This is a genomic window from Citrobacter sp. Cpo126 (assembly GCF_030332445.1).
Taxonomy (GTDB): Bacteria; Pseudomonadota; Gammaproteobacteria; order Enterobacterales; family Enterobacteriaceae; genus Citrobacter; species Citrobacter portucalensis.
This window is the reverse complement of the sequence record NZ_JAOWHT010000024.1, coordinates 155154-181337: the sequence shown is the minus strand read 5'-3', so window position 1 is coordinate 181337 and position 26184 is coordinate 155154. Positions and strand designations below refer to the sequence as shown.

The window sequence follows — 26184 nt, the reverse complement described above, 5'->3', positions numbered from 1 at the left end:
AGGCGATTCAGTTCCTGCGTACGCATATCCGTCAGTGACTGATGGCGCAGCACCAGTGCCCGTAACGCCCGTTCAACCGGATGCGGAGCTTCCCAGACTGCCGGGCGCTTCTGACGGCAAAACTCTGCCAGCATGCGGGCATCAACGGCATCGGTTTTGCTGCGCAGCCCCTCGCTCTGTGCGAAGGCTTTGCCGAGGGCAGGATTGATGATGGAGACGGTGAATCCGGCATCACTGAGATGGGCGGCCACGTCTTCCATATACGTACTGGTGGCTTCCATACAGATATGCGCCGGCGCCACGTTATGGCTGTTGAGCCAGTGGAGGAGTTCATTGTGGCCCTTCAGGGTGTTCGCAAATTTTTTACTGCGGTGACGGCCATCGGGACGCAGCACATCGACATCCAGCTTGGCTTTAGAGACGTCAATACCGATAAAATGAAGTTCCTGTTCCATAGTGAGACCAACCTTGTGAATGCGGATTACCGGGAAAACCGGTCCATGATACTGTCCGGTTTGTCACTTGTGGAGAACGGCAGTCCGCTGCATAAATCTACAATACAGGTTGTTAACCTAAGGCCGGATACGGCATGCGGACGGCATGGCAGGGAGAACTGGCCGGCCCTCTCTGCACAGAGAGGATAATACAAGGCCGGATAAGGCGTTAGCCGCATCCGGCATAACCTATTAAACAAATGGTGCCAGCGGGTTGGCAATCTCAAATGCTACTGCTCGGTCTGCTTTCGGTGGGTAAATCAGCTCGCTGACAATCGACACCTTCAGCTTCTTCGCTTCTGCGCGCGTCAGTTTCACCTGCTGATCCCATCCTTCGCTATATACCGCACCCCAGGCACCAAGATCCAGGCAGGTGACGTAGTTTTCCTGACGATATGGCAATGGCGCTACGTCCAACAGATCTGCCGCAGCGTTATTACCGGCAAATTTACCCAACAAAATAGCGTGCTGACAGGTCATTAACGCATGGTTGCCTTTGTCGTCGGTGGCGGCATAGGCCACATCGCCAGTGGCGTAGATATCATCGTGACCCACAACCTGCAGATTAGCATTCACATGCAGACGGCCCTGGCGATCGCGCGGGGCATTAATCTGTGCTGTCAGGTTATTAGCCTGCACGCCGACGGTCCAGATAACCGTCTGAGAGGCAATCACCTGCCCATCTTTCAGCGTGACGCCGGAGGCATCCACACACTCTACTTCCGCATTGACCAGCCACTCGACGCCCAGTTCAGCAGAGGCTTCGATAATCACGTCACGTAATTCCTGGCTCCAGCGTCCGCCCGGCTGAGCACCGCGTTCAACTACGACAACTCTGGTCTTAGCATCAGCGCCCAATATTTCGCGCAAACGACCCGGTAATTCCAGCGCCATCTCTATCCCGGTGAAACCACCACCACAGACCACCACGGTATTACGAGCCTCACTTTCCGGTTGTAATGCCAGATTATTAATGTGCTGCTCCAGTACAGCGGCGCTCTCGAGTTGGTCGAGGTCAAACGCGTGCTCGGCAGCACCGGCGACGGCGTCGCGGTTTACGTGACTTCCGCTGGCGAGCACCAGGCGGTCATAGCGACGCAGATGAGTGTCACCGTTGGCATCTTTCCAGCTCACCTCTTTAGAGTCCGGGTGGATTTGCTCGACGTGACCTTGCAGGAAGTTGACGCCGGTAACGTCAAACAACGGTTGCAGTGGTGCGACCAGCGTATGAACGGCGCTTTCATAAAAGCGTGGGCGGACACGCAGCTCCGGTTGTGGCGCAATTACTGTAATATCAATTGCCTGCTGATGTTTATCCGCCAGTCGTGCGGCGCTTAATGCTGCCCACATACCGGCAAAGCCGGCGCCCACGATCAGAATTTGTTTACGCATTGGGTTTTCTCACTGGTGACTACGAATTATTTACTCGGATTTTATTTGTCGTAGTTAGGAATTGCAATGCGATCGAGATCCTTTTTGCCTCAAAGGGTGATGTTTTTTGATTATCTGATTGATAAATATGAATTTAAAGTTCTGTTGTGAAAAGGGGTTACTTTGCTGTCTGGAATGAATGAGATGAAAAAGCTACAATAAACTCAGATTCATTTTGGCTGAGATAAGAGAATGGCATTCTACAGTTCGGGAGTTGAGTACGGCATTCATAGCCTGATGTGTATGGTCGACAGTAAGGGCGACGCGCGGGATATGAGCGTGCGGGAAATAGCCGAACTGCAAAGCGTACCGTATGACTATCTGGCAAAAATTTTCACCCGTCTGTCCAAAGCGGGTCTGGTGCGCAGCATTGAAGGCAAAGGTGGCGGTTTCCAGTTAGCTAAACCCGCTGAACACATCACGGTGCTGGATGTGGTGAATGCTATTGATGGCGATAAGCGCATCTTTGAATGTCGTGAAATTCGCCAGCGGCTGGCGGTATTTGAGGAGCATCCACCCGAGTGGGCCTGTGAAGGCATTTGTGGTGTGCGTTCGGTAATGGACATGGCTCAGCAGCGAATGGAAGAAGCGCTCGGCCAGCATACGATTCTGGACTTGGCGCGCAAAATGTACCGTAAAGCACCGGACACTTTTGTGGTGGAAGTGCAGGAGTGGATAGACACGCGTAAAGGGTAGTGAGTGAAAATGCCCGATAGCGCAAGGCGATCGGGCATGTTGAATGTAGGCCGGATAGGGGCAATAGCCGCCATCCGGCACTGAAGGTTATTGCTCGGTACTCGGCGTATTAATCATGCGGTTCAGCCATGGCACCATAATCGCCATAACAACTGTTACGGCCAGGGTGACAAGGCCAATCTTACTGAAGACGTTGGTATAGATAGGCAGCGTTTGCAGCGGGTCGGTGATGTTCTCTGGTACGGCGGTGAACGTAGCGACATAACCCCCCATCAGGAAGGCTGCGGCCTGTGTCAGGAACCACATCCCAAGAATGAAGCCCATCAGGTGTTGTGGCACGAGAGCGGCGACCATAGCCAGTCCCAGGGCGCTAATCAGCAGTTCACCCAGGCTCTGGAACAGATACACCAGCACGATAAACCACGGCGACGTCAGCCCTTGTGCATCGGCAAACCACATCCCGGCAGCGGCGGCCGTCAGGAAGCCCAATGAGCACAGGAACATACCGAGCGTAAATTTCATCGGCATGGTCAGATCTTTGCCTTTGTTGCCCAGACGGGTATAGATTGCGGCCAGTACCGGACTCGCCAGTACCACCCAGAACGGGTTCAGCGCCTGGAAGCTCACCGGGTTGATGGCGAAACCAAGAATTTCATGGTGTACGTTATTGATCGCAAAGAAGTTTAGCGATGTCGGCATCTGCGCGTACAGCACGTAGAACACCACCGCTTCCAGCATCAGGATAAAGGCCACGAACATCTTGTTGCGCCCGGTTTTATCCAGTTTGAATGCCTGACGGAAGAAGATGATGGTCACGGCAATCGACAGGACGATCAGCACCAGGTTGGCAATCTGCACGTTGTGCATCAGCCAGGCGCAGATAAATACCATCACTACCGTACCGGCCAGCACGTACAGCAGGTTACGGAAGTTCAGTGGCTTATGGTCTGGCTCAGAGCCGATATTTTTCACCATTCCGCGGCAGGCAAAGTAGACCAGCAGCGCGACGATTAGTCCGGCTCCGCACAGGTTGTAAGTCACAGCATAGCCAAACTTATCGGCAATCACCGGCGCCAGCGACAGTGACAGCAGCGAACCGATGTTAATCGACATGTAAAACAGGGTGAAAGCACCGTCCAGACGGGCGTCTTTCGGGGGATAGCATTTTGACAGCAGGCTTGCCGGGTTGGCTTTAAATAGCCCGTTACCAACGGCAATGGTACCCAAAGCAATAAAGATCAGATCCGGCTTAAGCAGCGACATCCCGGTCATGAAGTAGCCGATTGCCAGCACAATGGCACCGAGTACCAGCGTGCGCTTGGTGCCTAACAGGTGGTCGCCGACGTAGCCGCCGATCGAGATCAGGCCGTAAACCAGTGCGGCAAAGGCACCAAAGGTGACAAATGCCTGTTCTTGTGAAAATCCGAGCTGCTTAACAAAAAATACCGCCAGGATGCCCTGTACGCCGTAATAGCCAAATCGTTCCCATAATTCCACAAAGAAGATCATGAAGAACGGACGAGGTTGCTGCAGCAAGCCCGTAGGTGCAGTTTTATTCATATTCCATCGCCTTTCAAAGCCATCCCGAAAAGTATGAACGCGTATGCTTAAACGCGCCGAAAAAGTCTTATTTTGTTATAGACTGCGGTTATTGGCCGCAAGGGTAGAGTATTATAGAGATAGTTTTCGATCCAATTAGTTGATCACACTAATTATGATTTATTTGTTGGATTGATGTACTAATTGTGACCGAGTGATAAAAACAAAAACGCCCGCGAAGGCGGGCGTTTACAGGCTTAACGACTTGCAGTGGGCCGGGTTAACTTCCGGCGGCAAGCATTTTATGCTTCTTCGTCGTCACGCAGCGGAACAATCAACATGTCGACGTGGACGGTGTTGATCAGTTGGCGCGCGGAGGACATCAGTTTGCTCCAGAAATCCTGGTGGTGACCACAGACGACCAGATCCATGTCGTATTTTTTGATGGCATCAACCAGAACCTGACCCAGGTCGCCGCTACCGCTCAGGGTTTCGGTGATAGGGTAGCCTGCATTGGTGGACAGCTCGGTTAACGCGTGGTGGGTTTCTTCAGAAATGCGTTTCTGCATGTCGCCCAGATTCACGTCGATGAGCCCGGTGTACAGGTCGGAATAGTTTACGTCAACGTGGATAAGGGAGACTTTAGCATTGTAAGGTCGCGCCATAGAAACCGCTTTTTCAACCAGAACTTTGCTTTCCGGAGAAAGATCAACCGCGATAAGAATGTGTTTATAAGCCATAGTGTTACTCCTTCCATAAGTTGTCGATGACTAGCCTGCTGGCGTTATATGCCGCCGCGTCATCCGCGTCCTGCGAACCTTGTGCGCGGGGCTAGCCCAGTCGTAAAAACGTACCATATAAGGACTATCCTTACATTATAGCGACCAGGATAATCCGTCAATCCGCCTTGCTTGCCAAATAGTTAAACAAATTTTTTAGTTAATTGCATTGATAGCGATTAACCTTATGGCAAAAAAATTAACTAATCTCCTACACTATCTAAAGAGGCGTTCGGATGCGTGATACTAACACGAACGGTTTCGGCTGCACTCTTCATTGAATGGTTTGGCAGGGTATCGGGGAGCGGTAGTCCCGGAAAGGAGTTCCGTGGGCGGGTCGCCGGGGAGGAGGTATGATAAGCACCATTGCATTATTCTGGGCTTTATGTGTCGTTTGCATTGTTAATATGGCGCGCTATTTTTCTTCGCTACGCGCACTGTTAGTGGTACTTCGTGGTTGCGATCCATTACTTTACCAGTATGTAGATGGAGGGGGCTTTTTTACCTCGCATGGGCAACCGAACAAGCAGATGCGTCTGGTGTGGTATATCTACGCTCAGCGTTACCGCGATCATCATGATGATGAATTTATTCGCCGCTGTGAGCGGGTTCGCGGTCAGTTCATTCTCACCAGCGCGCTATGCGGCCTGGTGCTAATCAGCATGGTTGCGCTGATTATCTGGCACTGATGCCAACAACAGATACAAAAAAAGCGGGTCAGCTTCCTGACCCGCTTTTTTATCATGCATTCGCTTAGATAAGCTTCAGGGAGAGCCAGTACAGCACCCCGGAAAGAATAATCGCAGCCGGCAGGGTGAAGACCCAGGCCATCAGAATGCTGGTTACCGTTTTACGCTGCAATCCGCCGCCATCAACAACCATCGTCCCCGCAACGGAAGAAGAGAGAACGTGGGTGGTGGAAACGGGCATACCGGTGTAGCTGGCGAGACCGATAGAGACTGCGGCGGTCATCTGCGCCGACATCCCCTGGGCATAAGTCATGCCTTTCTTACCGATTTTCTCGCCGATGGTGGTGGCAACGCGACGCCAGCCAATCATCGTACCAATACCCAGCGCCAGTGCGACGGCCATAATGATCCAGATAGGCGCGTACTCAATGGTGCTCAGCATGTCGGCTTTCAGTTTTTTCAGCAGACGCTGATCGTCAGCGCTTACGCCAGGCAGCTTAACCACTTTATCGGTGGTATCAGAGATGCACAGCATAATACGGCGCAGCTGACCACGCTGTTCGACGCTTAACTTGTCGTAGGTTTCCAGGTTCGCCAGCATACCTTTCGCACGTTCCAGCGCGTTGATGGTATTCGCCGGGTGGCAATGGAACTCTGTCGTCGTCGCGGGTGCCGCGTCCGTCGGGGACGGAATCAGCTGGTCTACGCCTGTGGCCTGTTTAAGCAGGTCAGGGCGCTGCTGGAAGAAGACTTCGACGTTATTGATTGCATCACGGGTACGGGTAATCTCGTAACCGGAAGCATTCATATTCACCACGAAGCCTGCAGGCGCTACGCCAATCAGCACCAGCATCACCAGACCAATGCCTTTCTGCCCGTCGTTAGCGCCATGAGAGAACGCTACGCCGATAGCGGAGAGGATCAGTGCAATACGGGTCCAGAACGGCGGCTTTTTCTTGCCATCTTTCTTTTCACGTTCTGCTGGCGTCAGGTGGATACGGGCACGTTTTTTTGTACCGCTCCAGTAACGACGCAGAATGAAAATAAGACCGCCTGCAACCACCAGACCAACAATTGGCGAGATGATAAGCGAAGCAAAAATACCGATAACTTTCGGAATGTTAAGTGCGTCCACCACCGAGGTGCCGGTCATCAGTGCATTGGTTAAACCAATACCGATAATGGCGCCAATCAGCGTGTGGGAGCTGGATGCAGGTAAACCAAAGTACCAGGTACCCAGGTTCCAGATAATTGCCGCCAGCAGCATGGAGAACACCATGGCAAGGCCATGTGACGATCCCATATTAAGCAGCAGATCCGTTGGTAGCATATGCACGATGGCATACGCCACGCTGAGACCACCCAGCAAAACACCAAAGAAGTTGAACAACGCAGCCATGACCACCGCCAATTGCGAACGCATTGCACGGGTATAGATCACGGTTGCGACAGCATTGGCTGTGTCATGGAAGCCGTTAATTGCTTCGTAGAACAGCACAAAAGCCAGAGCAAGCAATAGTAAAAGCCCGGTATGTAAATCCAGGCCAGCAAACAAATGTAGCATAGGACGTTACGCCATTTTGAGGACATGAACGCGGCGCATTATCAGTGACTTTGGCGGCGCGGGCAAAGTGAAATATAGAGTTTTTTTGATTTGTCTCCTGCTTTGTTTTACACCACTAAAGAATTATCCTATATATTTCAGTTAAATACCCTTTATCGGTAGTTTGGTGCTGGTGCGACCACTGAGGAATCTTTACAATTCACACCCGCTTTTTAGAGAGGATCGCAACGTGGAAAGGTTTGATACCGTTATTATAGGCGCTGGCGCAGCGGGTATGTTTTGTGCCGCGCAGGCAGGACAAGCAGGTAGTCGAGTACTGCTTATTGATAATGGTAAAAAGCCAGGACGCAAGATTCTCATGTCTGGCGGGGGACGTTGCAACTTTACCAATCTTTATGTCGAACCGGCCGCCTATTTGAGCCAAAACCCGCATTTTTGCAAATCGGCACTGGCGCGTTACACGCAGTGGGATTTTATCGACCTGGTGGGCAAACACGGTATTGCCTGGCACGAAAAAACGCTGGGTCAGCTGTTCTGCGATGATTCCGCTCAGCAAATTGTCGATATGCTGGGAGACGAGTGTGAAAAAGGTAACGTAACTATGCGGTTACGGAGCGAAGTCCTGAGCGTGGTGCAGGATGATGAAGGTTTCACCCTCGAACTGAACGGCATGACGGTCGGCACGAAAAAACTGGTTATCGCTTCCGGTGGGCTTTCCATGCCGGGTCTGGGGGCAACGCCGTTTGGTTATAAAATTGCCGAACAGTTCGGACTGAAGGTGTTGCCAACGCGCGCGGGACTGGTGCCCTTTACATTGCATAAGCCACTGCTGGAGCAGCTTCAGGTGCTCTCTGGCGTGTCGGTCTCCTCCGTTATCACCGCCGAGGATGGCACCGTATTTCGCGAAAATCTGCTCTTTACACACCGAGGACTTTCGGGCCCAGCTGTTTTGCAGATTTCCAGTTTTTGGCAGCCAGGCGAATTTGTCAGCATTAATTTGTTGCCGGATGTTGACCTGGTGAGCTTCCTCGACGAACAACGTAGCGCACACCCTAACCAGAGCTTAAAGAATACCTTAGCAATGCAGTTGCCAAAGCGTCTGGTGGAATGCCTGCAGCAGTTAGGGCAAATTCCTGACGTGTCTCTGAAGCAGCTTAACGTACGCGATCAGCAAACGCTGGTTGAAACGCTGACCGAGTGGCGGGTGCAGCCGAACGGTACGGAAGGGTATCGTACCGCTGAAGTCACGTTGGGCGGCGTCGATACCAACGAGCTGTCATCGCGCACGATGGAAGCCCGCAAAGTGCCAGGGCTCTACTTTATCGGCGAAGTGATGGACGTCACCGGCTGGTTGGGTGGCTATAACTTCCAGTGGGCATGGTCGAGTGCCTGGGCATGTGCGCAGGATTTGGCGAATTAAACTCTGGAGATTGATGAATCATTGCTCAAGAGATGTATCATTAGCGGTAGCGCGATACCTGTACCAGCGATCTCATGTTTACTTAAGGAATGGATGATGAAAATTACGCAGTTGACATTACACAATGTCGGGCGCTTTACCTCTTTAGAGGTCCCAATTGCGCCTACAAGCGACAATCCTTCCAATGTTACTGTGCTGGTGGGGAATAATGGTGCAGGAAAAACGTCAATTTTACAGGCGCTGGCGACATCACTCAGTTGGATGGTATCACGCATTCGTAGTGAGAAAGGGAGTGGCAGTAGCCTCAGTGAAAATCTGATTACTAATGAGAGTACATCTGCTGCAATTACGCTTGCGGTGAAAGCCGCGGTAATCGGTGCAGAAGAAAAGGAATATCACTGGACTCTGGCGAAAGCCAGAAGTGGAATGATTGGCGAATATACCAGCCTGCTTAATTCTGCTTCCGTTTTGGCAAATTATTACCGCACCCTCTTAACACAACATCGTAAAAGCAGTTTACCTTTAATCGCCTTTTATCCGGTAGAACGAAGCGTATTGGAAATCCCTCTTAAAATTAAAAATAAACATGCTTTCCAGCAGATAGATGGATATGACCATGCTCTTAATCAGGGCGTAGATTTTAGTCGGTTTTTTGAGTGGTTCCGTACCCGAGAAGATATTGAAAATGAGAATGATAAAACGGTATTGTCGGATTTTCTAGATGAGGATTTTGAAAATAGATTGCAAATACTTGCCGATATTGAAAATGCTGATGAGCGTGTCGATAAACTTGAACCTCTTGATTTTAAAGGCTTAGGCGAGGAGTTCAAAAAACTTAAAAGCGCTATTAAATTGATGCAGGATATTCAGGATAAATCTAAAGAGGCCAGAGATCCGCAACTAAACGCAGTACGTGCTGCAATTGCCGCATTTATGCCGGGTTTTGAAGGGCTCCAGGTTCGCCGTAAGCCTCGGGTGCATATGACGGTAGAAAAAAACGGGGAAACACTCAATGTCTTGCAATTGTCGCAAGGTGAAAAATCACTGATGGCGCTTGTTGGGGATATCGCTCGTCGATTGGCGATGATGAATCCGACCCTGGAAAATCCATTGTATGGACAAGGAGTTGTGCTGATTGACGAAGTAGACATGCATCTTCATCCCTCGTGGCAGCGTGGTATTATAGATCGGTTAACCACAACATTTCCTCACTGCCAGTTTATTTTGACAACCCATTCGCCTTTGGTCATCAGCGACTGCAAAAATGTACTGGTCTATTCGCTTGATGATGGGGAGTTGAGTGTTGTTCCTTCTCTGTATGGGCAAGATGCAAATAGTGTATTACTGGATGTGATGGATACGGATATTCGTAATGCAAAGATTGCGACTCAACTCAACGATTTATTGGATTTAATTCAGAAAAAACAGCTAAATCAAGCGAGAAGTTTACTTGAAAAGCTAATGGAGGATCTGCCTGCTAATAATCTGGAATTATCTAAAGCTCGTTTATTACTGCGCAAACAGGAGTTACGCATTGAGAAAAATCACGAAGAGCAATGAGCCAGCTAGTTTGACTCGCTGGAAGCGTTCTAATGCGAGCGGCGTTTATGAGGATTTGACTGAAATAGAACGTCGAGATATTCGGGCGGTTTGTGTTCAGGAACAATTTTATCTGTGTGCGTATTGCTGTAAACCTATCAGTGGTCAGAATAGTGATACTATGAATGAGCATGTGCAAGCCAGACATCACGCCCAGCATTTATCCCTTGATTTTAATAATATTGTTGCAAGTTGCACTACAGCAAAGCAATGTGATGAATCTCACGGTTCCCAGCTGTTTTCACTGACTCCGTTGATGGATGAGTGTGAAACGGAACTGGAATTTATGATCAGTGGTCGTGTCAGAGGTAATACGTTTCGTGCGCAGGAAGCGATTCGGGTTCTTAATCTTGGAGAGGATGAAACGAAGAACAGAAAGCTGATTGAAATACGCAAACAAGCCATAGCCACCATACTATTTAGTAACGGAATAGATCCTGATGAAGGTCTGGAAGACGATGAATTACTCCACGATCTAATTAATGTCCTGAGTCTCCCCAAAGACAATCAACTGGAACCTTATGCCCCCATCGTTATCAACGTTCTTCGGGGCTGGTTATCAGAGTAAATACTGTTGGTCCATTATGGATGTCCCTCAACACAAACAACAACCGAATAGACATATTGAATCCAGGTGTTAGTATTCAATAGACAGCAGTAATGAGTATGCGTGTTTCATTTCCGGCCAGGAACGCTGATGATGACAACATTACTACCCGATTTCACAGCATTTTCATCATTCACTTCCTTCGCGGCGCAGGTTGCTTACATGCCTGTCTGCTCTCTGGCCATTGTTTCTCATTCCTTCTTATCCCGGATGGAATCTCCCGCTGAATAGCTGTTCAGTGGGCTTTGTGACACGCATCGTTTGATAACAGGGATTACGGCGGGTCGAATATGGATAAGTTTAAACGTCATATGATGTGGTGGGTGGCGGGCATTCTGGTCGTGGTGGCCGCGATAGCATGGTGGGTGCTTCGTCCTGCGGGAATACCGGAGGGGTTTGCAGCCAGCAATGGCAGAATTGAAGCTACCGAAGTGGATATTGCCACCAAGATTGCCGGGCGAATTGACACGATCCTCGTGTCGGAAGGGCAGTTCGTTCGCCAGGGCGAAGTGCTGGCGAAAATGGATACCCGCGTGCTGCAGGAGCAGCGGCTGGAAGCGGTAGCCCAAATCAAAGAGGCCGAAAGTGCGGTGGCGGCGGCGCGGGCGCTGTTAGAGCAGCGGCAAAGTGAAATGCGCGCCGCGCAGTCGGTGGTAAAACAGCGTGAGGCGGAACTGCAGTCGGTCTCTAAACGCCACGTCCGCTCCCGTTCGCTATCTCAGCGTGGGGCTGTGTCTGAGCAACAGCTGGATGACGACAGGGCTGCGGCAGAAAGCGCACGCGCTGCACTGGAATCCGCAAAGGCGCAGGTCTCTGCGGCAAAAGCCGCCATTGAAGCCGCTCGCACCAGTATCATTCAGGCGCAAACCCGCGTAGAAGCCGCGCAGGCTACCGAACGTCGTATTGCGGCTGATATTGATGACAGCGAGCTGAAAGCCCCGCGGGATGGTCGCGTACAGTACCGCGTAGCTGAACCTGGCGAGGTGCTTTCCGCGGGCGGTCGCGTGCTGAATATGGTCGATCTCAGCGATGTCTACATGACGTTCTTCTTGCCAACCGAACAGGCTGGTTTACTGAAGATTGGCGGAGAAGCGCGTCTGGTGCTGGATGCTGCGCCGGATCTGCGTATTCCGGCGACCATCAGCTTTGTGGCTAGTGTCGCGCAGTTCACGCCGAAAACGGTCGAAACCAGCGATGAACGGCTGAAACTGATGTTTCGCGTCAAAGCGCGTATCCCGCCAGAGCTGTTGCAGCAGCATCTGGAGTACGTGAAAACCGGTCTGCCGGGCATGGCGTGGGTGCGTGTTGATGAAAGTCGCGCCTGGCCTGACGACCTGGTGGTGAGGTTGCCGCAATGACGCATCTGGCGCTGGTTCCCGTTCCTCCCGTGGCGCACCTTGACGGCGTGAGTCAGCATTACGGGAAAACGGTAGCGCTGAACAATATCACGCTGGATATCCCTGCCCGCTGTATGGTGGGGTTGATTGGTCCGGATGGCGTCGGAAAATCGAGCCTGCTGTCGCTCATCTCCGGCGCGCGGGTCATTGAACACGGCAACGTGATGGTGTTGGGTGGCGATATGCGCGACCCAAAACATCGCCGGGATGTCTGCCCGCGCATTGCCTGGATGCCGCAGGGGCTGGGGAAAAACCTGTATCACACGCTGTCGGTATATGAGAACGTCGATTTCTTTGCCCGCCTGTTTGGGCATGACAAAGCGGAGCGTGAGGCGCGGATTACCGAGCTGCTGAATAGCACCGGACTGGCACCGTTTCGCGACCGTCCTGCCGGGAAACTCTCGGGCGGGATGAAGCAAAAGCTGGGGCTGTGCTGCGCGTTAATCCACGACCCGGAACTGTTAATTCTCGATGAACCCACCACCGGGGTCGACCCGCTGTCCCGCGCCCAGTTCTGGGATCTGATTAACAGCATTCGCCAGCGGCAGACCAACATGAGCGTGCTGGTTGCGACCGCTTATATGGAAGAAGCCGAGCGCTTTGACTGGCTGGTGGCGATGAACGCCGGGGAGGTGTTAGCCACCGGGAGCGCGCAGCAGCTACGTGAGCAAACCAACAGCAACACGCTGGAGCAGGCGTTTATCGCGCTGTTACCTGAAGCCCAGCGCCAGGCGCATAAACCGGTAGTGATCCCGCCGTATCACGCTGAGCAGGAAGAGATTGCCATCGAGGCGAAAAACCTGACCATGCGCTTCGGTAAATTTGTGGCGGTGGACCACGTTAACTTCCGCATTCCGCGCGGGGAAATCTTCGGTTTTCTCGGCTCCAACGGCTGCGGTAAATCCACCACCATGAAAATGCTCACCGGACTGCTACCCGCAAGCGAAGGCGAGGCGTGGCTGTTTGGACAAGCGGTTGATCCGAAGAATATCGATACCCGCCGCCGGGTAGGCTATATGTCGCAGGCATTTTCGCTCTACAGCGAGCTGACCGTCCGGCAAAACCTCGAACTACATGCGCGGCTGTTCCATATCCCCGAAGCAGAAATCCCTGGGCGAGTGCAGGAGATGAGTGAGCGCTTTTCGCTGACCGATGTCGAAGATGCGCTGCCCGGTGCGCTGCCGTTGGGGATCCGTCAACGCCTGTCGCTGGCGGTGGCGGTGATCCATCGCCCGGAGATGCTCATTCTTGATGAACCGACCTCCGGGGTCGATCCGGTAGCGAGGGATATGTTCTGGCAACTGATGGTTGATCTGTCGCGCAAGGACAGAGTGACCATTTTTATCTCCACCCACTTTATGAACGAAGCGGAGCGCTGCGACCGCATGTCGCTGATGCACGCCGGAAAAGTACTGGCCAGCGGTACGCCGCAGGAACTGGTGAAACAGCGTGGAGCTGCCAGTCTGGAAGAGGCGTTTATCTCCTGGTTGCAGGAAGCGGCAGGCCCGGCGCCGGAAGCTCAGTTAGCGCCAGCCAATGTCCCGACAGTGCATGAAAACAGTAAGCCGCCGCGGCAAGGTTTTAGCCTGCGGCGCTTGTTCAGCTACAGCCGCCGTGAAGCGCTGGAACTACGGCGCGATCCGGTACGCTCCACGCTGGCGCTGATGGGCACGGTGATCCTGATGCTTATCATGGGCTACGGCATCAGCATGGATGTGGAAAACCTGCGTTTTTCGGTGCTCGACCGCGACCAGACCGTCAGCAGCCAGGCGTGGACGCTGAATCTGGCGGGATCGCGCTATTTTATCGAGCAACCGCCGCTCACCAGTTATGACGAGCTGGACAAACGGATGCGCTCAGGCGAAGTTGCGGTAGCAATTGAAATTCCGCCAAATTTTGGCCGCGATATCGCGCGTGGAACGCCGGTGAAGATTGGCGTCTGGGTCGATGGCGCAATGCCAAGCCGCGCTGAAACGGTCAGGGGGTACGTGCAGGCGATGCACCAGACCTGGCTGCAGGATGTGATGGCGCGCCAGCCAAATGCCAGCGGGCAAAACGGGCTGATGACCATTGAAACTCGCTATCGTTACAACCCGGATGTGAAGAGTCTACCGGCGATTGTTCCGGCAGTGATCCCACTGCTGTTGATGATGATCCCTTCCATGCTCAGCGCCCTCAGCGTGGTGCGTGAGAAAGAGCTGGGGTCGATTATCAATCTGTACGTTACGCCCACGACCCGCAGCGAGTTTTTACTCGGCAAACAGTTGCCATACATCGTGCTGGGCATGCTGAACTTCCTGCTGTTGTGCGCGCTGTCGGTGTTTGTATTCGGCGTTCCGCATAAGGGCAGCTTTGTGACCCTGACGCTGGCTGCGCTGCTGTACGTCACCATTGCCACCGGGCTGGGGCTGTTAATCTCCACGTTTATGAAAAGCCAGATCGCGGCCATTTTTGGTACGGCGATTATTACGCTGATCCCGGCGACGCAGTTTTCCGGAATGATCGATCCAGTTGCCTCGCTGGAAGGGCCGGGTCGGTGGATTGGTGAAATTTATCCGACCAGCCATTTTCTGACCATCGCGCGCGGAACGTTCTCTAAAGCGTTGGATCTGACCGATCTCTGGCAGCTGTTTATTCCGCTGGCGGTAGCCATTCCGGTGGTGATTGGTCTGAGCGTATTACTGCTGAAAAAACAGGAGGGGTGATGCGCCGATTACGCAATATTTATAACCTCGGCATCAAAGAGTTGCGCAGCCTGCTGGGTGACAAAGCGATGCTGACGCTGATCGTCTTCGCCTTCACGATTTCGGTTTATTCTTCCGCGACCGTCCTGCCGGGTTCGCTGCATCTGGCACCGATTGCTATTGCCGATATGGACCAGTCGCAGTTGTCGAATCGGATTGTGAACAGCTTTTATCGCCCGTGGTTTTTACCGCCGGAGATGATCACTGCCGATGAAATGGATGCCGGGCTGGACGCCGGGCGCTATACCTTCGCCGTAAACATTCCGCCTGATTTTCAGCGTGATGTGCTGGCCGGACGACAACCGGATATACAGGTTAACGTCGATGCCACGCGCATGAGCCAGGCGTTTACCGGCAACAGCTATATCCAGAATATCATCAGCGGCGAGGTGAACAGCTTTGTGGCGCGTTACCGCGATAACAATGAGCCGCCGGTGGCGCTGGAAATGCGCATGCGCTTTAACCCTAATCTGGAACCCGCTCGCTTTGGCGCGGTGATGGCGATCATCAATAACATCACTATGCTGGCGATTGTACTGACCGGTTCGGCGTTGATCCGCGAACGCGAGCACGGGACCATTGAACATCTGCTGGTGATGCCGGTGACGCCGTTTGAGATCATGATGGCAAAAATCTGGTCGATGGGGCTGGTGGTGCTGGTGGTTTCCGGTCTGTCGCTGATGCTGATGGTAAAAGGCGTGCTCGGCGTACCGATTGAAGGTTCGATACCGTTGTTTATGCTGGGCGTGGCGCTGAGCCTGTTCGCCACCACCTCGATCGGCATTTTTATGGGCACGCTGGCGCGCTCTATGCCGCAGCTGGGGCTGCTGATGATTCTGGTGCTGCTGCCGTTACAGATGCTTTCAGGTGGCTCCACACCGCGTGAAAGCATGCCGCAGGCGGTGCAGGACATTATGCTGACCATGCCGACTACTCATTTTGTCAGTCTCGCGCAGGCGATACTTTATCGCGGAGCCGGGTTTAGCATTGTCTGGCCGCAGTTTCTGACGCTGCTGGCGATTGGTAGCGCGTTCTTCCTGATTGCACTGCTGCGTTTCAGAAAGACGATTGGCACGATGGCGTAATCATTATTGCCGGGGGCGCTTCGCTTGCCTGGCCTACAAACGGTAACGGACGTAGGCCGGATAAGGCGTAGCCGCCATCCGGCATCCCGCAACGAAACAGGCAATTACTCTTCTTTCGGCAGGCACTGTAGATGGCCGTGGCGCACGCCGCGCTGGGAAATCACGTCATCGGCAAAATGCTGTACATCGCCCATGTCGCCTTTTAGCACGGCGATTTCCAGGCAGTCGTCATGGTTGATGTGCACGTGCAGCGTGGCGACCGATAAATCGTGGTGGTGGTGTTGGGTAGAAACAATACGGCTGGCCAGATCACGCTTCTCATGCTCATAAACATACGAGAGCACCGCGAAGCCCTGGGTGCCGTGTTCAAGGGTAGTTTCCTGCGCCAGTGCGCCACGCAGAATATCGCGTATCGCTTCGGAACGGTTGTTGTAGCCACGGCGCTGACTCAGGCCGTCGAGCGTTTCCAGTAAATCGTCATCGAGGGTAATGGTGACTCGTTGCATCTGCAGTTAACCTTTCATGTGGCGCGTTGGCGCACAGGGAGTAAGGGGAATAGCGTATTTTGTAACACACGTCCGGCATCCGGGGAAAAGGTTAATGCTCTCGTAATAAACGCAGGAGGGTACTGACCTGTTCATCCAGCGGAGCGAGCGTATCTTTAACGATCAGATGCAAAGGCGTGGCGCGACGAGCACCATGGCTTAACGGCAGTGGGCGTAAAAGCCCCTGATCAAGCTGCGTCTGAATACGTTCCTCAGGCAGCCAGCCGTAACCGACCTGATACATCACTGCATCAATCGCGGCATCAATGGTCGAGAAGGTCCAGGCATTACGCGCCGGTTGTTGTGGGTTATCGCGATCGGCAATGCGAATTAGCGGCCAGGCGCGTAATGCGTCTTCATTCAGCGGCGCATCCAGCATGCAGAGTGGGTGATCGCGGTGGGCCACGGCCACGAAGTCAATATTCATCAGCCATTCGCCGCGTCCGGTGACATCCTGACGCCGGGTCAGGACCATTACGTCCGCATCGGCATGTGCTGCCAGTCGAGCATCGCCATTCTCCAGGACTTCGGTCAGACGCACCTGCGTTTGCGGCCAGGCCTGCTGAAACTGTTTGAGAATGGCAAACAGGCGTTTGCGTGGGAAGATGCTATCTACCATCAAATCCAGCCGCGTTCGCGTACCGTTTTGTAACGTTGCAGCCCGGGTTTCCACCCATAAAAAGGCCTTCAGTAGCGGTTTGACCTGATTGAGCAATAGCTCTCCGGCCGGTGTCAGGACAGCCCTGCGCCCTTCCGGGGTCAGCAGCGTTACGCCAAGTCGCTCCTGTAACAGTGCCAGATTGTAGCTTACCGAAGACTGGCTACGGTTGGTCTCTTCCGCCGCTTTAGCGAAGCTGCCCAGCTCCACCACTTTCTCCAATAGGGCCCACTGCTCGAGGGTTGTTTTGTGCATAACTCATCTAATAATTGAATGGATTTGATGCAAACATAGCGTTATTCATCCAATTTTTGAAGCGTTAAGATCCTCGCATCAAGTAAGAGGAGAACGAATATGAGCGCGTTTGATAAACATGATTTAAGCGGATTTGTCGGCAAACATCTGGTCTATACCTACGATAATGGCTGGAATTACGAGATCTACGTGAAAAACGACACTACCCTGGATTACCGCATTCACAGCGGTATTGTGGGGAATCGTTGGGTGAAAGATCAGCGGGCCTATATTGTGCGGGTGGGGGAGAGCGTTTATAAAATTTCGTGGACCGAACCGACCGGGACCGACGTCAGTCTGATCGTAAACCTGGGTGACAAACTCTTTCACGGCACCATCTTTTTCCCTCGCTGGGTGATCAATAATCCGGAAAAAACGGTCTGCTTCCAGAATGACCATATTCCGCTGATGATGTCGTACCGCGATGCCGGCCCGGCGTATCCCACCGAGGTGATTGATGAGTTCGCGACCATCACTTTCGTACGTGACTGCGGCGCGAACAATGATGACGTTATTGCCTGTGCGGCGAGCGAGCTGCCGAAAAACTTCCCGGAAAATTTACGCTAAGGCTTCCAGTCGCAGCACGGCGTCTGCGGTCAGGGTAAACGGCGTGGGGGTGCACACCGCCAGGCTCAGGGTATCGAGCTGGCACTGGCTGACGGAGAGTGAGGAAGTTAGCGCGGTACTGTCGACGCTGACGATTTGCCAGGCGCTACCGCCGCGCTGTTTCACGATAGCTTCTTTACGCGTCCAGATGCGCCAGAACGCCGCCAGCTGTTGCTCCGGGCGTTCAGCCTCGATTTCGGCATGTTCACCAAGACTGAATACCGTATTTGCCAGCGTTTGCCAGTTATCGCGCGGGCGAACGACTTCTATATCGCAGCCGACTTCCCCTTCGTCGCTGAGCAGCAGGGCGATATCATCACCGCTGTGGCTGAGATTGAACCACAGCGGTGTGTCAGCAGAAAAGGCCGGTTTTCCTTGCTCGCCATAGACGATGTCCGGTAATGGCGAAAGGGCATGGGAAAGCAGCACGCGACCTGCCAGCCAGCGCGCACGGCGAGCACCTTGCGGCGCTTGCTCACTCAGTGCGGCAGGCAGTGCACCAGCGCTTAAAACAGAAACTTTCCCAAGAACGATCCGGTACATATCACGGCCAACGTTTAATGATGATAGAAGTATTTATGCCGCCAAACGCAAAGTTGTTGCTCTGCAAAAACTCGCAATCAATCTTGCGGGCTTCACCCATAATGTAATCCAGCGCGCCACAATTGGCATCTGGCTGGCTCAAATTTAGCGTAGGCGCAAACCAGCCTTCACGCATCATTTGCAGACTCATCCAGGCCTCTAGTGCGCCACAAGCGCCAAGGGTATGTCCAAAATAGCTTTTAAGCGAGGATAGCGGAACATTATCACCATAAATTGCAGAGGTTGCCTGACTTTCTGCAACATCACCACGATCGGTTGCGGTTCCGTGCGCTGAAATATAGCCGATATCCCGGGCACTAATACCTGCCATATTCAGCGATTTTTCCATGCAAATCTGCATTGTTTCGCGCTGCGGCTGGGTGATATGGGCTGCATCGCAGTTAGTGGCAAAGCCAACGATTTCACCATAAATCGTTGCTCCGCGTGCTTTAGCGTGTTCCAGCTCTTCCAGCACTAGCGTACCTGCACCTTCTCCGATGACCAGACCATCGCGTTTTTCATCGAACGGGGATGGGGTGGTTTTCGGCTCGTCGTTGCGCTGGCTGGTTGCGAATAACGTATCAAACACGGCGGCTTCGGAAGGACACAGTTCTTCTGCGCCGCCGGCGACCATCACCGTTTGATAGCCGTGTCGAATGGCTTCCCATGCGTAACCAATTGCCTGGCTACCGGATGTGCAGGCGCTGGATGTCGGGATGACTCGCCCACGCAGACCGAAAAACAATCCGGTGTTAACGGCAGTGGTATGCGGCATCATTTGCACGTAGGTCGTGCCGGTGATGTTATTGGTGTGTTTCTCGGTCAGCATGGTCGCGAACTCGCTCACTGGACCGGTACTACCGGTTGATGAACCATAAGCGATCCCGGTTTCACCGTTAGTCAGTACCCGATCGCCAATCAGCCCGGCCTGCTCAAGCGCCAGCTCTGTTGCGCGGGTGGACATCAGCGATACGCGCCCCATGGCGCGAATTCGCTTGCGGGTATAGTGTTCCGGCAGAGTGAAGTCGTCGATCGGCGCTCCCAGCAGTGTGTGCAGTCCGTCATAAACCTGCCACTCCGGCATTTTGCGTACCGCATTTTCATATGCCAATAACCTGGCGGAGACAGCCTGCCAGTTTTCCCCAAAGGCGGTGACGCCGCCCATGCCTGTAATCACGACACGACGTGTCATAACATCCCTCCATTGATGGAAATCACCTGGCGAGTTACATAGCCCGCCACATCCGACATTAAATAACTGGCAAGCCCGGCCACTTCTTCAGCCTGACCTATTCGTTTCATGGGAATCATCGACATCGCCTCTTTCAATGCGGCTTCTTCCATCTCGATCATCCCGGTATCAATGAGTCCCGGTGCAATGCAGTTTACGGTAATTTTGCGTTTTGCCAGTTCGATAGCCAGCGCTTTGGTGGCACCAATAATTCCGGCTTTTGCCGCACTGTAATTGACCTGACCGCGGTTGCCCATCACGCCCGAAACCGAAGACAATGTGATGATACGGCCCCCCTGGCGTGCGCTGATCATCGGCATAATGCACGGATGAATGACGTTGTAAAAGCTGTCGAGGTTGGTATGGATCACCGAATCCCAGTCGTTATCACTGAGCGCAGGGAAAGCGGCATCCCGAGTGACTCCAGCGTTGCTGACAATACCGTACCATGCGCCGTTTGCCTCAATATCTTGCGACAGTATTTCACGGCACTGCTCACGATTGGCAACGTCAAATGTCAACAGGCGCCCTGCGCCGCCAGCGGTGAGGATAGCATCCAGCGTTTCTTGTGCTCCTTGCACATCGCGATGATAGTGTACGCCGACCACAAAACCGTCCGCGGCCAGTTGTCTGGCGATGGCGCGACCGATACCTTTGCTGGCACCCGTAACTAAAACTGAACGGCTCATGTGGACGCTCCTTGTTGAAATAGCGTGTTAATTTCTTCTGATGTCGGCTGGAAGGTGTTGACTCGACCGGTTGCCAGCGTCTCGTTTTCTGCCTGGATGGCACATTCAAAGCTACCGAATCGTGCATCCTGCATCAGCAATTTGACATGGATGCTCAGCGTCTTCCCGGCAGGCAGAACACCTGTAGCACAGACTAACTCACGTGCGCCCAGTACCATGCCTAACGTAATACTCGCCTGACCTTGTTGCTGGCGGTGCCAGCCAGACCAGACGCCAATGGTCTGCGCCATCAGTTCCAGTGCGAACCAGCCAGGCAGATTGCCATCAAGGTCGAGAAAAGGGGCCAGTACGCTGTTTGCTGATACCATCACGTGGCAGGTGGCGGTTTCGTCCGCCACACTGACGACCTCTTCAAGAAGCAGCATCGGCGCATCATGCGGTAAATAATCACCCGGTGGTAAAAAGTGGCTCATGAGGTTCTCCCGAGCAGGATGCTGGCATTATTGCCACCGAAGGCAAACGAATTAGACAAGATAACCGGGCGAGTCAGCGGCTGCGGCTGTTCAATGATGCCGCAGGGTGGCAATGTTTCATCGCGTGGCGACTGGCTAAAATCCTGCGGTGGCAGCGGCAGTTCGCGTTGCAGAATCAGCATACTGATCGCTGCTTCGGTGATCCCCGCAGCGCCCAGCGTGTGCCCGGTCAGGTGTTTGGTTGAACTGCACGGGACCGTTTCGCCAAATAGCGCGCTCACGACGTTGGACTCAATCTGATCGTTTAACGGTGTGGCGGTACCGTGCAGATTGATATAGCCCACATGTTCCGGCGTCATTCCTGCGTCGTTAAGCGCCTGGCCGATGGCGCGAATGGCACCTTCCCCCTGTGGATGGGGAGCCGAAATATGGTACGCGTCGCTGGATTCGCCGACGCCAAGGAGCGCGATAGGCTGTGGCTCGCGGGTTAATACCATCAATGCGGCGCCTTCGCCAATGGTGATCCCACAACGGTTGCGGCCAAACGGCTGACACAGCGTTGGGGAGAGTGATTCCAGACTGTGGAATCCGTTGATTGGCATTCGGCTTAGCGTATCCGCACCGCCGACAATGGCGATATCGACCAGACCAGATTCGATCAAACGACGTCCGCTCATGATAGCTCTTGCACTGGACGAGCAGGCGGTTGAGAGCGTAAAGGCCGGGCCATCCAGCGCCAGCCAGTGGCTAAGAAAACGCGACGGATCGCCCAGTTCCTGTTGCGGATAGCGCCAGTCAGTGCTCTCTTTGCCGTTGAGCATCAAATCTACGTGAACGTCACCCTCATCCAGGCCGGAGGTGCTGGTGCCGAGAACAACAGCAATACGATCGCGACCAAATCGGGCGATAGCGTCGTCCACCTGCGGCTGGATTTGCATCAGGGCTGCCAGCAATAGCTGGTTGTTGCGCGAACGATGAGCGCTAAAGTGCTGAGGAATAGCGGGCAGCTCACCGTCAACGCCTGCTAACACGGCGGATGGGTGTCCTTGCAGCCAGCCCGTGCGCGGGCGCATTCCCGGCGCTATGCCACGAGTGAGATTGGCTGCGATTTCATCAGTGTTATTGCCCAACGCATTAATCATGCCAACGGCAGAAATGTAGATCATCTCAGTCACCCAGGTATTGAATGGTGATGTGGTATTTAAAAACGTGCTGTTCAATGCTGATCGGTTCGCGTTTTCCTTTTCGATTCAGATACGTGATTTCCGTGACCACTTTGCCGCGGGCATTGCGCAGCTCACGCGTGTCACCCGTATCGACGAGCGTCCAGCCTGTGGGTAATTGCGGTTGCCAGGCGCTAATCGGCCAATGACTGAGCATCACGTCAGCCAGCACCTGGCTGGCTGGCGGCAATTGTGGAACGATGATCGATTGCTCGGTGTGCAGTCCTTTTTCATCGTAAGTCACGAGGAACAGGCGAATGCCGACTGATGATAGCCCGGCAAGTGTGATTTTCTTGTCATCAGCATTGAGCATGACCAACAGTGACTGAGTTTTGCCGTTAAAACTTCCGGTTAGTAGCTGTTGTGAATTCACCGCGGGAGAAATCCCCGGGGCAGGTAGCGTTACACGAGTCCCCGGCTCTAACCAGGCTTGCGGGCGGCCTTTCTGTTCCGGTTGCGAGTGGCTGCAACCGGCCAGCAGCAACGTGGCGACGAGCGCAGCGGTGCGCCAGAATGTCTGTTTAATCATCTTCTTTTTTTCTCTTTTTTTCCTGGCATCGCCAGCGGTGACAGCAGGAAGGCGGTGAAAATACCGCTCACTAGCACAATGCCAAAACTGCTGATTGCCTGAGTGGCGCTAAAGACCAGCATGCCGAGCGTCAGGAGCGTGGTCATCATTGCCAGCGTGATAGCCAGCAGCGATGTCAGTGGCGTACCGCGTGGATTACTGAAAAACAGCGTGTAGTTAATGCCAATTCCCAGTACCAGCACCAGTGCCAGCAGCGAGAACAGGTTGAGCGCATGACCGCTCAGGGCCAGCACCGCCAGACTGCAACCTAAAGACAGCACTGAGGGGACTAGGCTAATTAAGCCTTTACGCCAGCCAAGCCGAATGACGGCGCCACAGGCAATCACCGCCAGCGCAATGCACAGCAGACCGGTCAGAATATGGCGATAAAGGGCAAACAGGTTGTCAAAGCTGCTCTTACGATCCACCCACGCCACGCCGGAATATTTCGCGCTGAGCGTATTTAATGCATCACTTTGTTTCACCCCTTCAACGGGAACCAGTACGCTGCTTTCGCCATCAGCCAGAGACAACCATAGCAAGCGCCAGCCTTCACTGGCCGGGCTGGCAAGCCAGGCATCGACGTTTACGGGCATGGCGCTAAGATCGGGGTTCACCGTTGCCAGACCGGCGTTGTTTAAGGCTTTCGTGATGGCGGGCGCGGCATCTTTTAGCAGAGACAGATCCTGCTGTTGCTGGGCGAGTGAATTGAGCGGAATGGTGCGATATCCGCTGAGTAAACCATCTTTTTTTGCCTGTTCCAGCGCGGGGATAAAGGTTTCCAGCCGCTCCAGCGTTTGCTGAGCGGATTTGCCGTACACCACAAACCACTTCTGGTCGACGCTTTGCCCGGTCAGGGCGGTAATCGCTTTTTCCTGAGCAAGAATACCCTGCGGCAGCGCCTGTAACTGGGAGATATCATCATCTACGCGTAGCGTCGCCATACCTGCCAACGAGAACAACGCCAGCGCCACCGGCAGGCCAACGGATAATTTCTTATTCCGCCGCCATGCAGCAAGCCAGCGTAGCATGAGTACCATTGCCGGCACCGGGCGTACCGGCAACCGACGACACAACCACGGGTGCCAGAAAATGACCGTCAGGCAGGAGGCGCTCAGACCTACCGCCGCGAATACCGCCATCTGGCGAATACCGGGGAAGGGGGCCAGCATCATAATCAGATAAGCCGCTACGGTGGTGAGTAGAGCCAGGAGCAGGGCATTGCGCACTTTGGCAAGGCTTTGCCATGGCGATGTTTCCGCACCGTGCACCATCCGTTCGGTCAAATAGTAGAGCGTATAGTCGGCGGAAATACCGATGATGCTCATGCTCATCACCAGCGTCATCAGATGGAGCTCGCCAAAAATCAGCAGCGTGACGACGGTCCCCGCCAGCGCACCAATGCCAATCGAAATCAGGCACAGCAGCAGCGGACGCAGCGAACGAAATACAGCCACGATGAGCAGGATCACCCCGAGCACAGTGGCTATGCCGAGGGTAGAGATATCTTGTTTCGCCTGCTGGCTGGCGTAATCGCTATAGAACAGCGTCCCGCGAGACAGCAGTTGAGCCTGTGGATAGTGGGCTTTGAGCTCACCCTCCAGCGTATTCAGCGTGGTGACCAATTGATGCGTCTGTTGCATATCAAACGATGAGCCGGTCAACTCGCCATGTAACAGATACCAATAGTTGCCTTGCTCATCCTGGGTGACAAGCCAGCCGTCCATCAGGCGCAGACGCTGCCCGGTTTTAGCCATGGCCAGCTGCGAGCCTCGCATCAGCATGAAGGGATCGTTTTGTAGCTCTTTGCCACTGACGCCGGAGAATGCGGAGTAAAGTTGGGACAGGATCCACTGGCCCTGCGCTTCGCCGCCGTTTTGCAGCCGGGCGCGGGTCTCGTTATCTATCAGGCCGTTACGATGTTGCCAGAAGAATGCCCCCCAGGCTTGCTGGCTGTCGGCATCCATTGGACCTTTTACCTGGGCTAGCGCGTGCGATTTTTGCAGTAAAGCCAGCCAGTCCCGGGCTATAGCTGGGTCCGGTTGCTTACCGGGGCTCACTAGCCAGACCACCTGACGGTCAAGGCGCTGCATAAATCCCTCGTTAAGACCCGGAGGTATAGCGCCCAGCGTCTGCTTTGGCAACATGGCCAGCACGCTGCTGTTAAGGCGGGCCTGAGGTAGCAGCGTCAGAAAGATGCCCAGCAGGAGCAGGCAGACGACTCCCCATAACAGCGCGGGGCGTTTACTGGGCGGCAAAGCGTTGGCGTTCGTCATCGGTCAGTTGCGCTGGCGTTAGTTGGTGTTGGGAAAGCGCGATATCGGTGCGATCCCCCTGCTTATCGTTGAGATGAATACTCTCCAGGTAAGTCTTTCCGGCTAAATCAATCGTCGCAAAAATCTTATCCAGCGGTGTGGTGATTGGCGTCAGGCGTAGCGTCCAGCGACCTTCTCCTAAGTCTGCAAACTCCACGCGGAAGTTTTGTTCCAGCACTTTACGATCCGCCTGGAATAACGCCCGTAGCAGATGATTAAACTGGAACATTTGCGGGTTATTCTCAGCGGTAATGGTCTGCGGTGGTTGACCGTTAATTGCCTGAACCATCCGTTTGTCGTCCAGCAGCAGTTGCATGGGGAACGGGGACGTTTGATCCCACAGCAACCCCTGGTCGCGGGCGATCAACATCTTGCCCTGAGATCGCAGCGGCTGCGGCAGATCCTTTATCGTCCGGGTTTGATCGAAGTGGGCGCGAACCACCGGTTGTTCGGTAAAACGCTGTTGTAGGGAGTCGAGCGTCAGGGCACTGACGAAAGGGCTGACGAGCAGCACGAGCAATGGCCATAATTTCATGGTGTCACTCCCATCCGTTCAAACAGAATATCCGGGCTGACAAAGCACAGTTCACGGCTTTTTTCGTCGACGGCGACCTGGATGGTGTAGCCTGTTGTGGCGCGTTTACCTGTTTCGGCATCAAAAATTTCGTAGCCGATATGCAGGCGATTTTCGTACTCTTTAATTTGGGCGCGTACACGGATACGCTGCTCGAAAGTCAGCGCATTGCGATACTTCACCCGAGTGTCGACCACGGGCCACAGATAGCCGGATTCTTTCATCTGCCGATAGCCATAATCGAATTGGTTCAGCAGTGCCTCACGGGCAATCTCGAAGTAACGGAAGTAGTTACCATGCCACGCTACGCCCATCATATCGACGTCGTGAAACGGAATAGTTAGCTCGACTTCAGCCGTAAAGCGGGGATCGTTAAGCACCC

25 protein-coding genes are annotated in these 26184 nt (G+C 53.7%); 9 read left to right on the top strand and 16 right to left on the bottom strand.

Going from position 1 to position 26184, the window contains the following annotated elements:
• Together OGY17_RS04065 and OGY17_RS04060 are read right to left on the bottom strand one after the other, a co-directional pair.
• Positions 1-455 (bottom strand): IS110 family transposase (locus OGY17_RS04065; RefSeq protein WP_267445968.1); only part of this gene is annotated, 455 nt, incomplete at its 3' end.
• A gap of 231 nt (positions 456-686) precedes the next feature.
• Entirely contained in the window at positions 687-1886 is a 1200-nt protein-coding gene (locus OGY17_RS04060) for an NAD(P)/FAD-dependent oxidoreductase (protein WP_286606445.1), read from the bottom strand.
• A 231-nt stretch (positions 1887-2117) separates the two neighbouring features.
• Between OGY17_RS04060 and OGY17_RS04055 the strand changes: the two genes are divergently transcribed.
• Positions 2118-2621, top strand: coding sequence for an RrF2 family transcriptional regulator (locus tag OGY17_RS04055; RefSeq protein ID WP_079934312.1), 504 nt, complete (start codon positions 2118-2120; stop codon positions 2619-2621).
• An 87-nt stretch (positions 2622-2708) separates the two neighbouring features.
• Here the strand turns inward: OGY17_RS04055 and dtpB are convergent, their stop codons facing one another.
• Positions 2709-4181 carry a dipeptide/tripeptide permease DtpB gene (dtpB, locus tag OGY17_RS04050; RefSeq protein WP_048215357.1) on the bottom strand — a complete coding sequence of 491 codons (1473 nt, stop codon included), beginning with the start codon at positions 4179-4181 and terminating at the stop codon, positions 2709-2711.
• Between the two features lie 281 nt (positions 4182-4462).
• Complete coding sequence (gene uspA / locus OGY17_RS04045; RefSeq protein WP_003023368.1) at positions 4463-4900, bottom strand: universal stress protein UspA; 438 nt, start codon at positions 4898-4900, stop codon at positions 4463-4465.
• Between the two features lie 392 nt (positions 4901-5292).
• Between uspA and uspB the strand changes: the two genes are divergently transcribed.
• Entirely contained in the window at positions 5293-5628 is a 336-nt protein-coding gene (uspB, locus tag OGY17_RS04040; RefSeq protein ID WP_003023371.1) for a universal stress protein UspB, read from the top strand.
• A gap of 64 nt (positions 5629-5692) precedes the next feature.
• Here the strand turns inward: uspB and pitA are convergent, their stop codons facing one another.
• Entirely contained in the window at positions 5693-7192 is a 1500-nt protein-coding gene (gene pitA / locus OGY17_RS04035) for an inorganic phosphate transporter PitA (protein ID WP_003827471.1), read from the bottom strand.
• Between the two features lie 229 nt (positions 7193-7421).
• On the opposite strand from pitA, the gene OGY17_RS04030 reads away from it, so the two are divergent.
• The 6 genes from OGY17_RS04030 to OGY17_RS04005 all read left to right on the top strand — a co-directional run bounded on the left by OGY17_RS04030 (position 7422) and on the right by OGY17_RS04005 (position 16044).
• On the top strand, positions 7422-8612 hold the full coding sequence (locus OGY17_RS04030; RefSeq protein WP_286606443.1) for a BaiN/RdsA family NAD(P)/FAD-dependent oxidoreductase: 1191 nt from the start codon (positions 7422-7424) through the stop codon (positions 8610-8612).
• A gap of 93 nt (positions 8613-8705) precedes the next feature.
• On the top strand, positions 8706-10172 hold the full coding sequence (locus OGY17_RS04025; RefSeq protein ID WP_197964487.1) for an AAA family ATPase: 1467 nt from the start codon (positions 8706-8708) through the stop codon (positions 10170-10172).
• Positions 10147-10779 (top strand): HNH endonuclease family protein, encoded by a 633-nt coding sequence (locus OGY17_RS04020; RefSeq protein WP_174770950.1) that lies wholly within the window; start codon positions 10147-10149, stop codon positions 10777-10779. The genes OGY17_RS04025 and OGY17_RS04020 overlap by 26 nt, the downstream gene beginning before the upstream one ends.
• Before the next feature lie 329 nt (positions 10780-11108).
• A complete protein-coding gene (locus tag OGY17_RS04015) occupies positions 11109-12176 on the top strand; it encodes an HlyD family secretion protein (RefSeq protein ID WP_048215360.1) in 1068 nt (355 codons plus the stop codon).
• Positions 12173-14920, top strand: a complete 2748-nt coding sequence (gene rbbA, locus OGY17_RS04010) for a ribosome-associated ATPase/putative transporter RbbA (RefSeq protein WP_286606440.1) — start codon at positions 12173-12175, stop codon at positions 14918-14920. Before OGY17_RS04015 ends, rbbA begins: the two co-directional genes overlap by 4 nt.
• Entirely contained in the window at positions 14920-16044 is a 1125-nt protein-coding gene (locus OGY17_RS04005) for an ABC transporter permease (RefSeq protein ID WP_020996068.1), read from the top strand. Before rbbA ends, OGY17_RS04005 begins: the two co-directional genes overlap by 1 nt.
• Positions 16045-16148: 104 nt before the next feature.
• Here OGY17_RS04005 and nikR read toward each other — a convergent pair whose 3' ends face one another.
• Positions 16149-16550 (bottom strand): nickel-responsive transcriptional regulator NikR, encoded by a 402-nt coding sequence (gene nikR, locus OGY17_RS04000; protein WP_003827507.1) that lies wholly within the window; start codon positions 16548-16550, stop codon positions 16149-16151.
• Between the two features lie 91 nt (positions 16551-16641).
• The gene (locus OGY17_RS03990; RefSeq protein ID WP_286606438.1) at positions 16642-17502 is read right to left on the bottom strand and encodes a LysR family transcriptional regulator; all 861 of its coding nucleotides are present in this window, start codon (positions 17500-17502) and stop codon (positions 16642-16644) included.
• 99 nt (positions 17503-17601) lie between these two features.
• On the opposite strand from OGY17_RS03990, the gene OGY17_RS03985 reads away from it, so the two are divergent.
• Positions 17602-18108: a phenolic acid decarboxylase gene (locus tag OGY17_RS03985; protein ID WP_008786388.1), complete on the top strand. Its 507-nt coding sequence runs from the start codon at positions 17602-17604 to the stop codon at positions 18106-18108.
• Here the strand turns inward: OGY17_RS03985 and acpT are convergent.
• Genes acpT through OGY17_RS03940 form a run of 9 tightly spaced genes read right to left on the bottom strand, consistent with a single transcriptional unit; the run spans position 18100 to position 26182 of the window.
• Complete coding sequence (acpT, locus tag OGY17_RS03980) at positions 18100-18690, bottom strand: 4'-phosphopantetheinyl transferase AcpT (RefSeq protein WP_191215332.1); 591 nt, start codon at positions 18688-18690, stop codon at positions 18100-18102. The genes OGY17_RS03985 and acpT overlap by 9 nt on opposite strands.
• Position 18691: 1 nt before the next feature.
• Positions 18692-19921 carry a beta-ketoacyl-ACP synthase gene (locus OGY17_RS03975; protein WP_003827516.1) on the bottom strand — a complete coding sequence of 410 codons (1230 nt, stop codon included), beginning with the start codon at positions 19919-19921 and terminating at the stop codon, positions 18692-18694.
• Positions 19918-20649, bottom strand: coding sequence for a 3-ketoacyl-ACP reductase FabG2 (locus OGY17_RS03970; protein ID WP_125362787.1), 732 nt, complete (start codon positions 20647-20649; stop codon positions 19918-19920). Before OGY17_RS03970 ends, OGY17_RS03975 begins: the two co-directional genes overlap by 4 nt.
• The gene (locus OGY17_RS03965; RefSeq protein WP_125362788.1) at positions 20646-21122 is read right to left on the bottom strand and encodes a hotdog family protein; all 477 of its coding nucleotides are present in this window, start codon (positions 21120-21122) and stop codon (positions 20646-20648) included. The genes OGY17_RS03970 and OGY17_RS03965 overlap by 4 nt, the downstream gene beginning before the upstream one ends.
• Entirely contained in the window at positions 21119-22288 is a 1170-nt protein-coding gene (locus tag OGY17_RS03960; RefSeq protein ID WP_032945283.1) for a beta-ketoacyl-[acyl-carrier-protein] synthase family protein, read from the bottom strand. The genes OGY17_RS03965 and OGY17_RS03960 overlap by 4 nt, the downstream gene beginning before the upstream one ends.
• Before the next feature lies 1 nt (position 22289).
• Complete coding sequence (locus OGY17_RS03955) at positions 22290-22874, bottom strand: DUF3261 domain-containing protein (protein ID WP_003827523.1); 585 nt, start codon at positions 22872-22874, stop codon at positions 22290-22292.
• The gene (locus OGY17_RS03950; protein ID WP_286606435.1) at positions 22871-25189 is read right to left on the bottom strand and encodes an MMPL family transporter; all 2319 of its coding nucleotides are present in this window, start codon (positions 25187-25189) and stop codon (positions 22871-22873) included. Before OGY17_RS03950 ends, OGY17_RS03955 begins: the two co-directional genes overlap by 4 nt.
• Positions 25158-25763: a LolA family protein gene (locus tag OGY17_RS03945; protein ID WP_003827526.1), complete on the bottom strand. Its 606-nt coding sequence runs from the start codon at positions 25761-25763 to the stop codon at positions 25158-25160. Before OGY17_RS03945 ends, OGY17_RS03950 begins: the two co-directional genes overlap by 32 nt.
• Complete coding sequence (locus tag OGY17_RS03940; protein ID WP_008786381.1) at positions 25760-26182, bottom strand: acyl-CoA thioesterase; 423 nt, start codon at positions 26180-26182, stop codon at positions 25760-25762. Before OGY17_RS03940 ends, OGY17_RS03945 begins: the two co-directional genes overlap by 4 nt.
• Between the last annotated feature and the right edge of the window lie 2 nt (positions 26183-26184).

What these genes read in the sequence shown, in the direction of transcription:
- OGY17_RS03970 (WP_125362787.1), bottom strand. Translation starts at nt 20,649, where the DNA reads ATGAGCCGTTCAGTTTTAGTTACGGGTGCCAGCAAAGGTATCGGTCGC.
- rbbA (WP_286606440.1), top strand. Translation starts at nt 12,173, where the DNA reads ATGACGCATCTGGCGCTGGTTCCCGTTCCTCCCGTGGCGCACCTTGAC.
- OGY17_RS04015 (WP_048215360.1), top strand. Translation starts at nt 11,109, where the DNA reads ATGGATAAGTTTAAACGTCATATGATGTGGTGGGTGGCGGGCATTCTG.
- dtpB (WP_048215357.1), bottom strand. Translation starts at nt 4,181, where the DNA reads ATGAATAAAACTGCACCTACGGGCTTGCTGCAGCAACCTCGTCCGTTC.
- OGY17_RS03950 (WP_286606435.1), bottom strand. Translation starts at nt 25,189, where the DNA reads ATGACGAACGCCAACGCTTTGCCGCCCAGTAAACGCCCCGCGCTGTTA.
- uspB (WP_003023371.1), top strand. Translation starts at nt 5,293, where the DNA reads ATGATAAGCACCATTGCATTATTCTGGGCTTTATGTGTCGTTTGCATT.
- OGY17_RS03975 (WP_003827516.1), bottom strand. Translation starts at nt 19,921, where the DNA reads ATGACACGTCGTGTCGTGATTACAGGCATGGGCGGCGTCACCGCCTTT.
- OGY17_RS03960 (WP_032945283.1), bottom strand. Translation starts at nt 22,288, where the DNA reads ATGATCTACATTTCTGCCGTTGGCATGATTAATGCGTTGGGCAATAAC.
- OGY17_RS03990 (WP_286606438.1), bottom strand. Translation starts at nt 17,502, where the DNA reads ATGCACAAAACAACCCTCGAGCAGTGGGCCCTATTGGAGAAAGTGGTG.
- OGY17_RS03985 (WP_008786388.1), top strand. Translation starts at nt 17,602, where the DNA reads ATGAGCGCGTTTGATAAACATGATTTAAGCGGATTTGTCGGCAAACAT.
- acpT (WP_191215332.1), bottom strand. Translation starts at nt 18,690, where the DNA reads ATGTACCGGATCGTTCTTGGGAAAGTTTCTGTTTTAAGCGCTGGTGCA.
- nikR (WP_003827507.1), bottom strand. Translation starts at nt 16,550, where the DNA reads ATGCAACGAGTCACCATTACCCTCGATGACGATTTACTGGAAACGCTC.
- OGY17_RS03965 (WP_125362788.1), bottom strand. Translation starts at nt 21,122, where the DNA reads ATGAGCCACTTTTTACCACCGGGTGATTATTTACCGCATGATGCGCCG.
- OGY17_RS04055 (WP_079934312.1), top strand. Translation starts at nt 2,118, where the DNA reads ATGGCATTCTACAGTTCGGGAGTTGAGTACGGCATTCATAGCCTGATG.
- OGY17_RS03945 (WP_003827526.1), bottom strand. Translation starts at nt 25,763, where the DNA reads ATGAAATTATGGCCATTGCTCGTGCTGCTCGTCAGCCCTTTCGTCAGT.
- uspA (WP_003023368.1), bottom strand. Translation starts at nt 4,900, where the DNA reads ATGGCTTATAAACACATTCTTATCGCGGTTGATCTTTCTCCGGAAAGC.
- pitA (WP_003827471.1), bottom strand. Translation starts at nt 7,192, where the DNA reads ATGCTACATTTGTTTGCTGGCCTGGATTTACATACCGGGCTTTTACTA.
- OGY17_RS04025 (WP_197964487.1), top strand. Translation starts at nt 8,706, where the DNA reads ATGATGAAAATTACGCAGTTGACATTACACAATGTCGGGCGCTTTACC.
- OGY17_RS04060 (WP_286606445.1), bottom strand. Translation starts at nt 1,886, where the DNA reads ATGCGTAAACAAATTCTGATCGTGGGCGCCGGCTTTGCCGGTATGTGG.
- OGY17_RS03955 (WP_003827523.1), bottom strand. Translation starts at nt 22,874, where the DNA reads ATGATTAAACAGACATTCTGGCGCACCGCTGCGCTCGTCGCCACGTTG.
- OGY17_RS04005 (WP_020996068.1), top strand. Translation starts at nt 14,920, where the DNA reads ATGCGCCGATTACGCAATATTTATAACCTCGGCATCAAAGAGTTGCGC.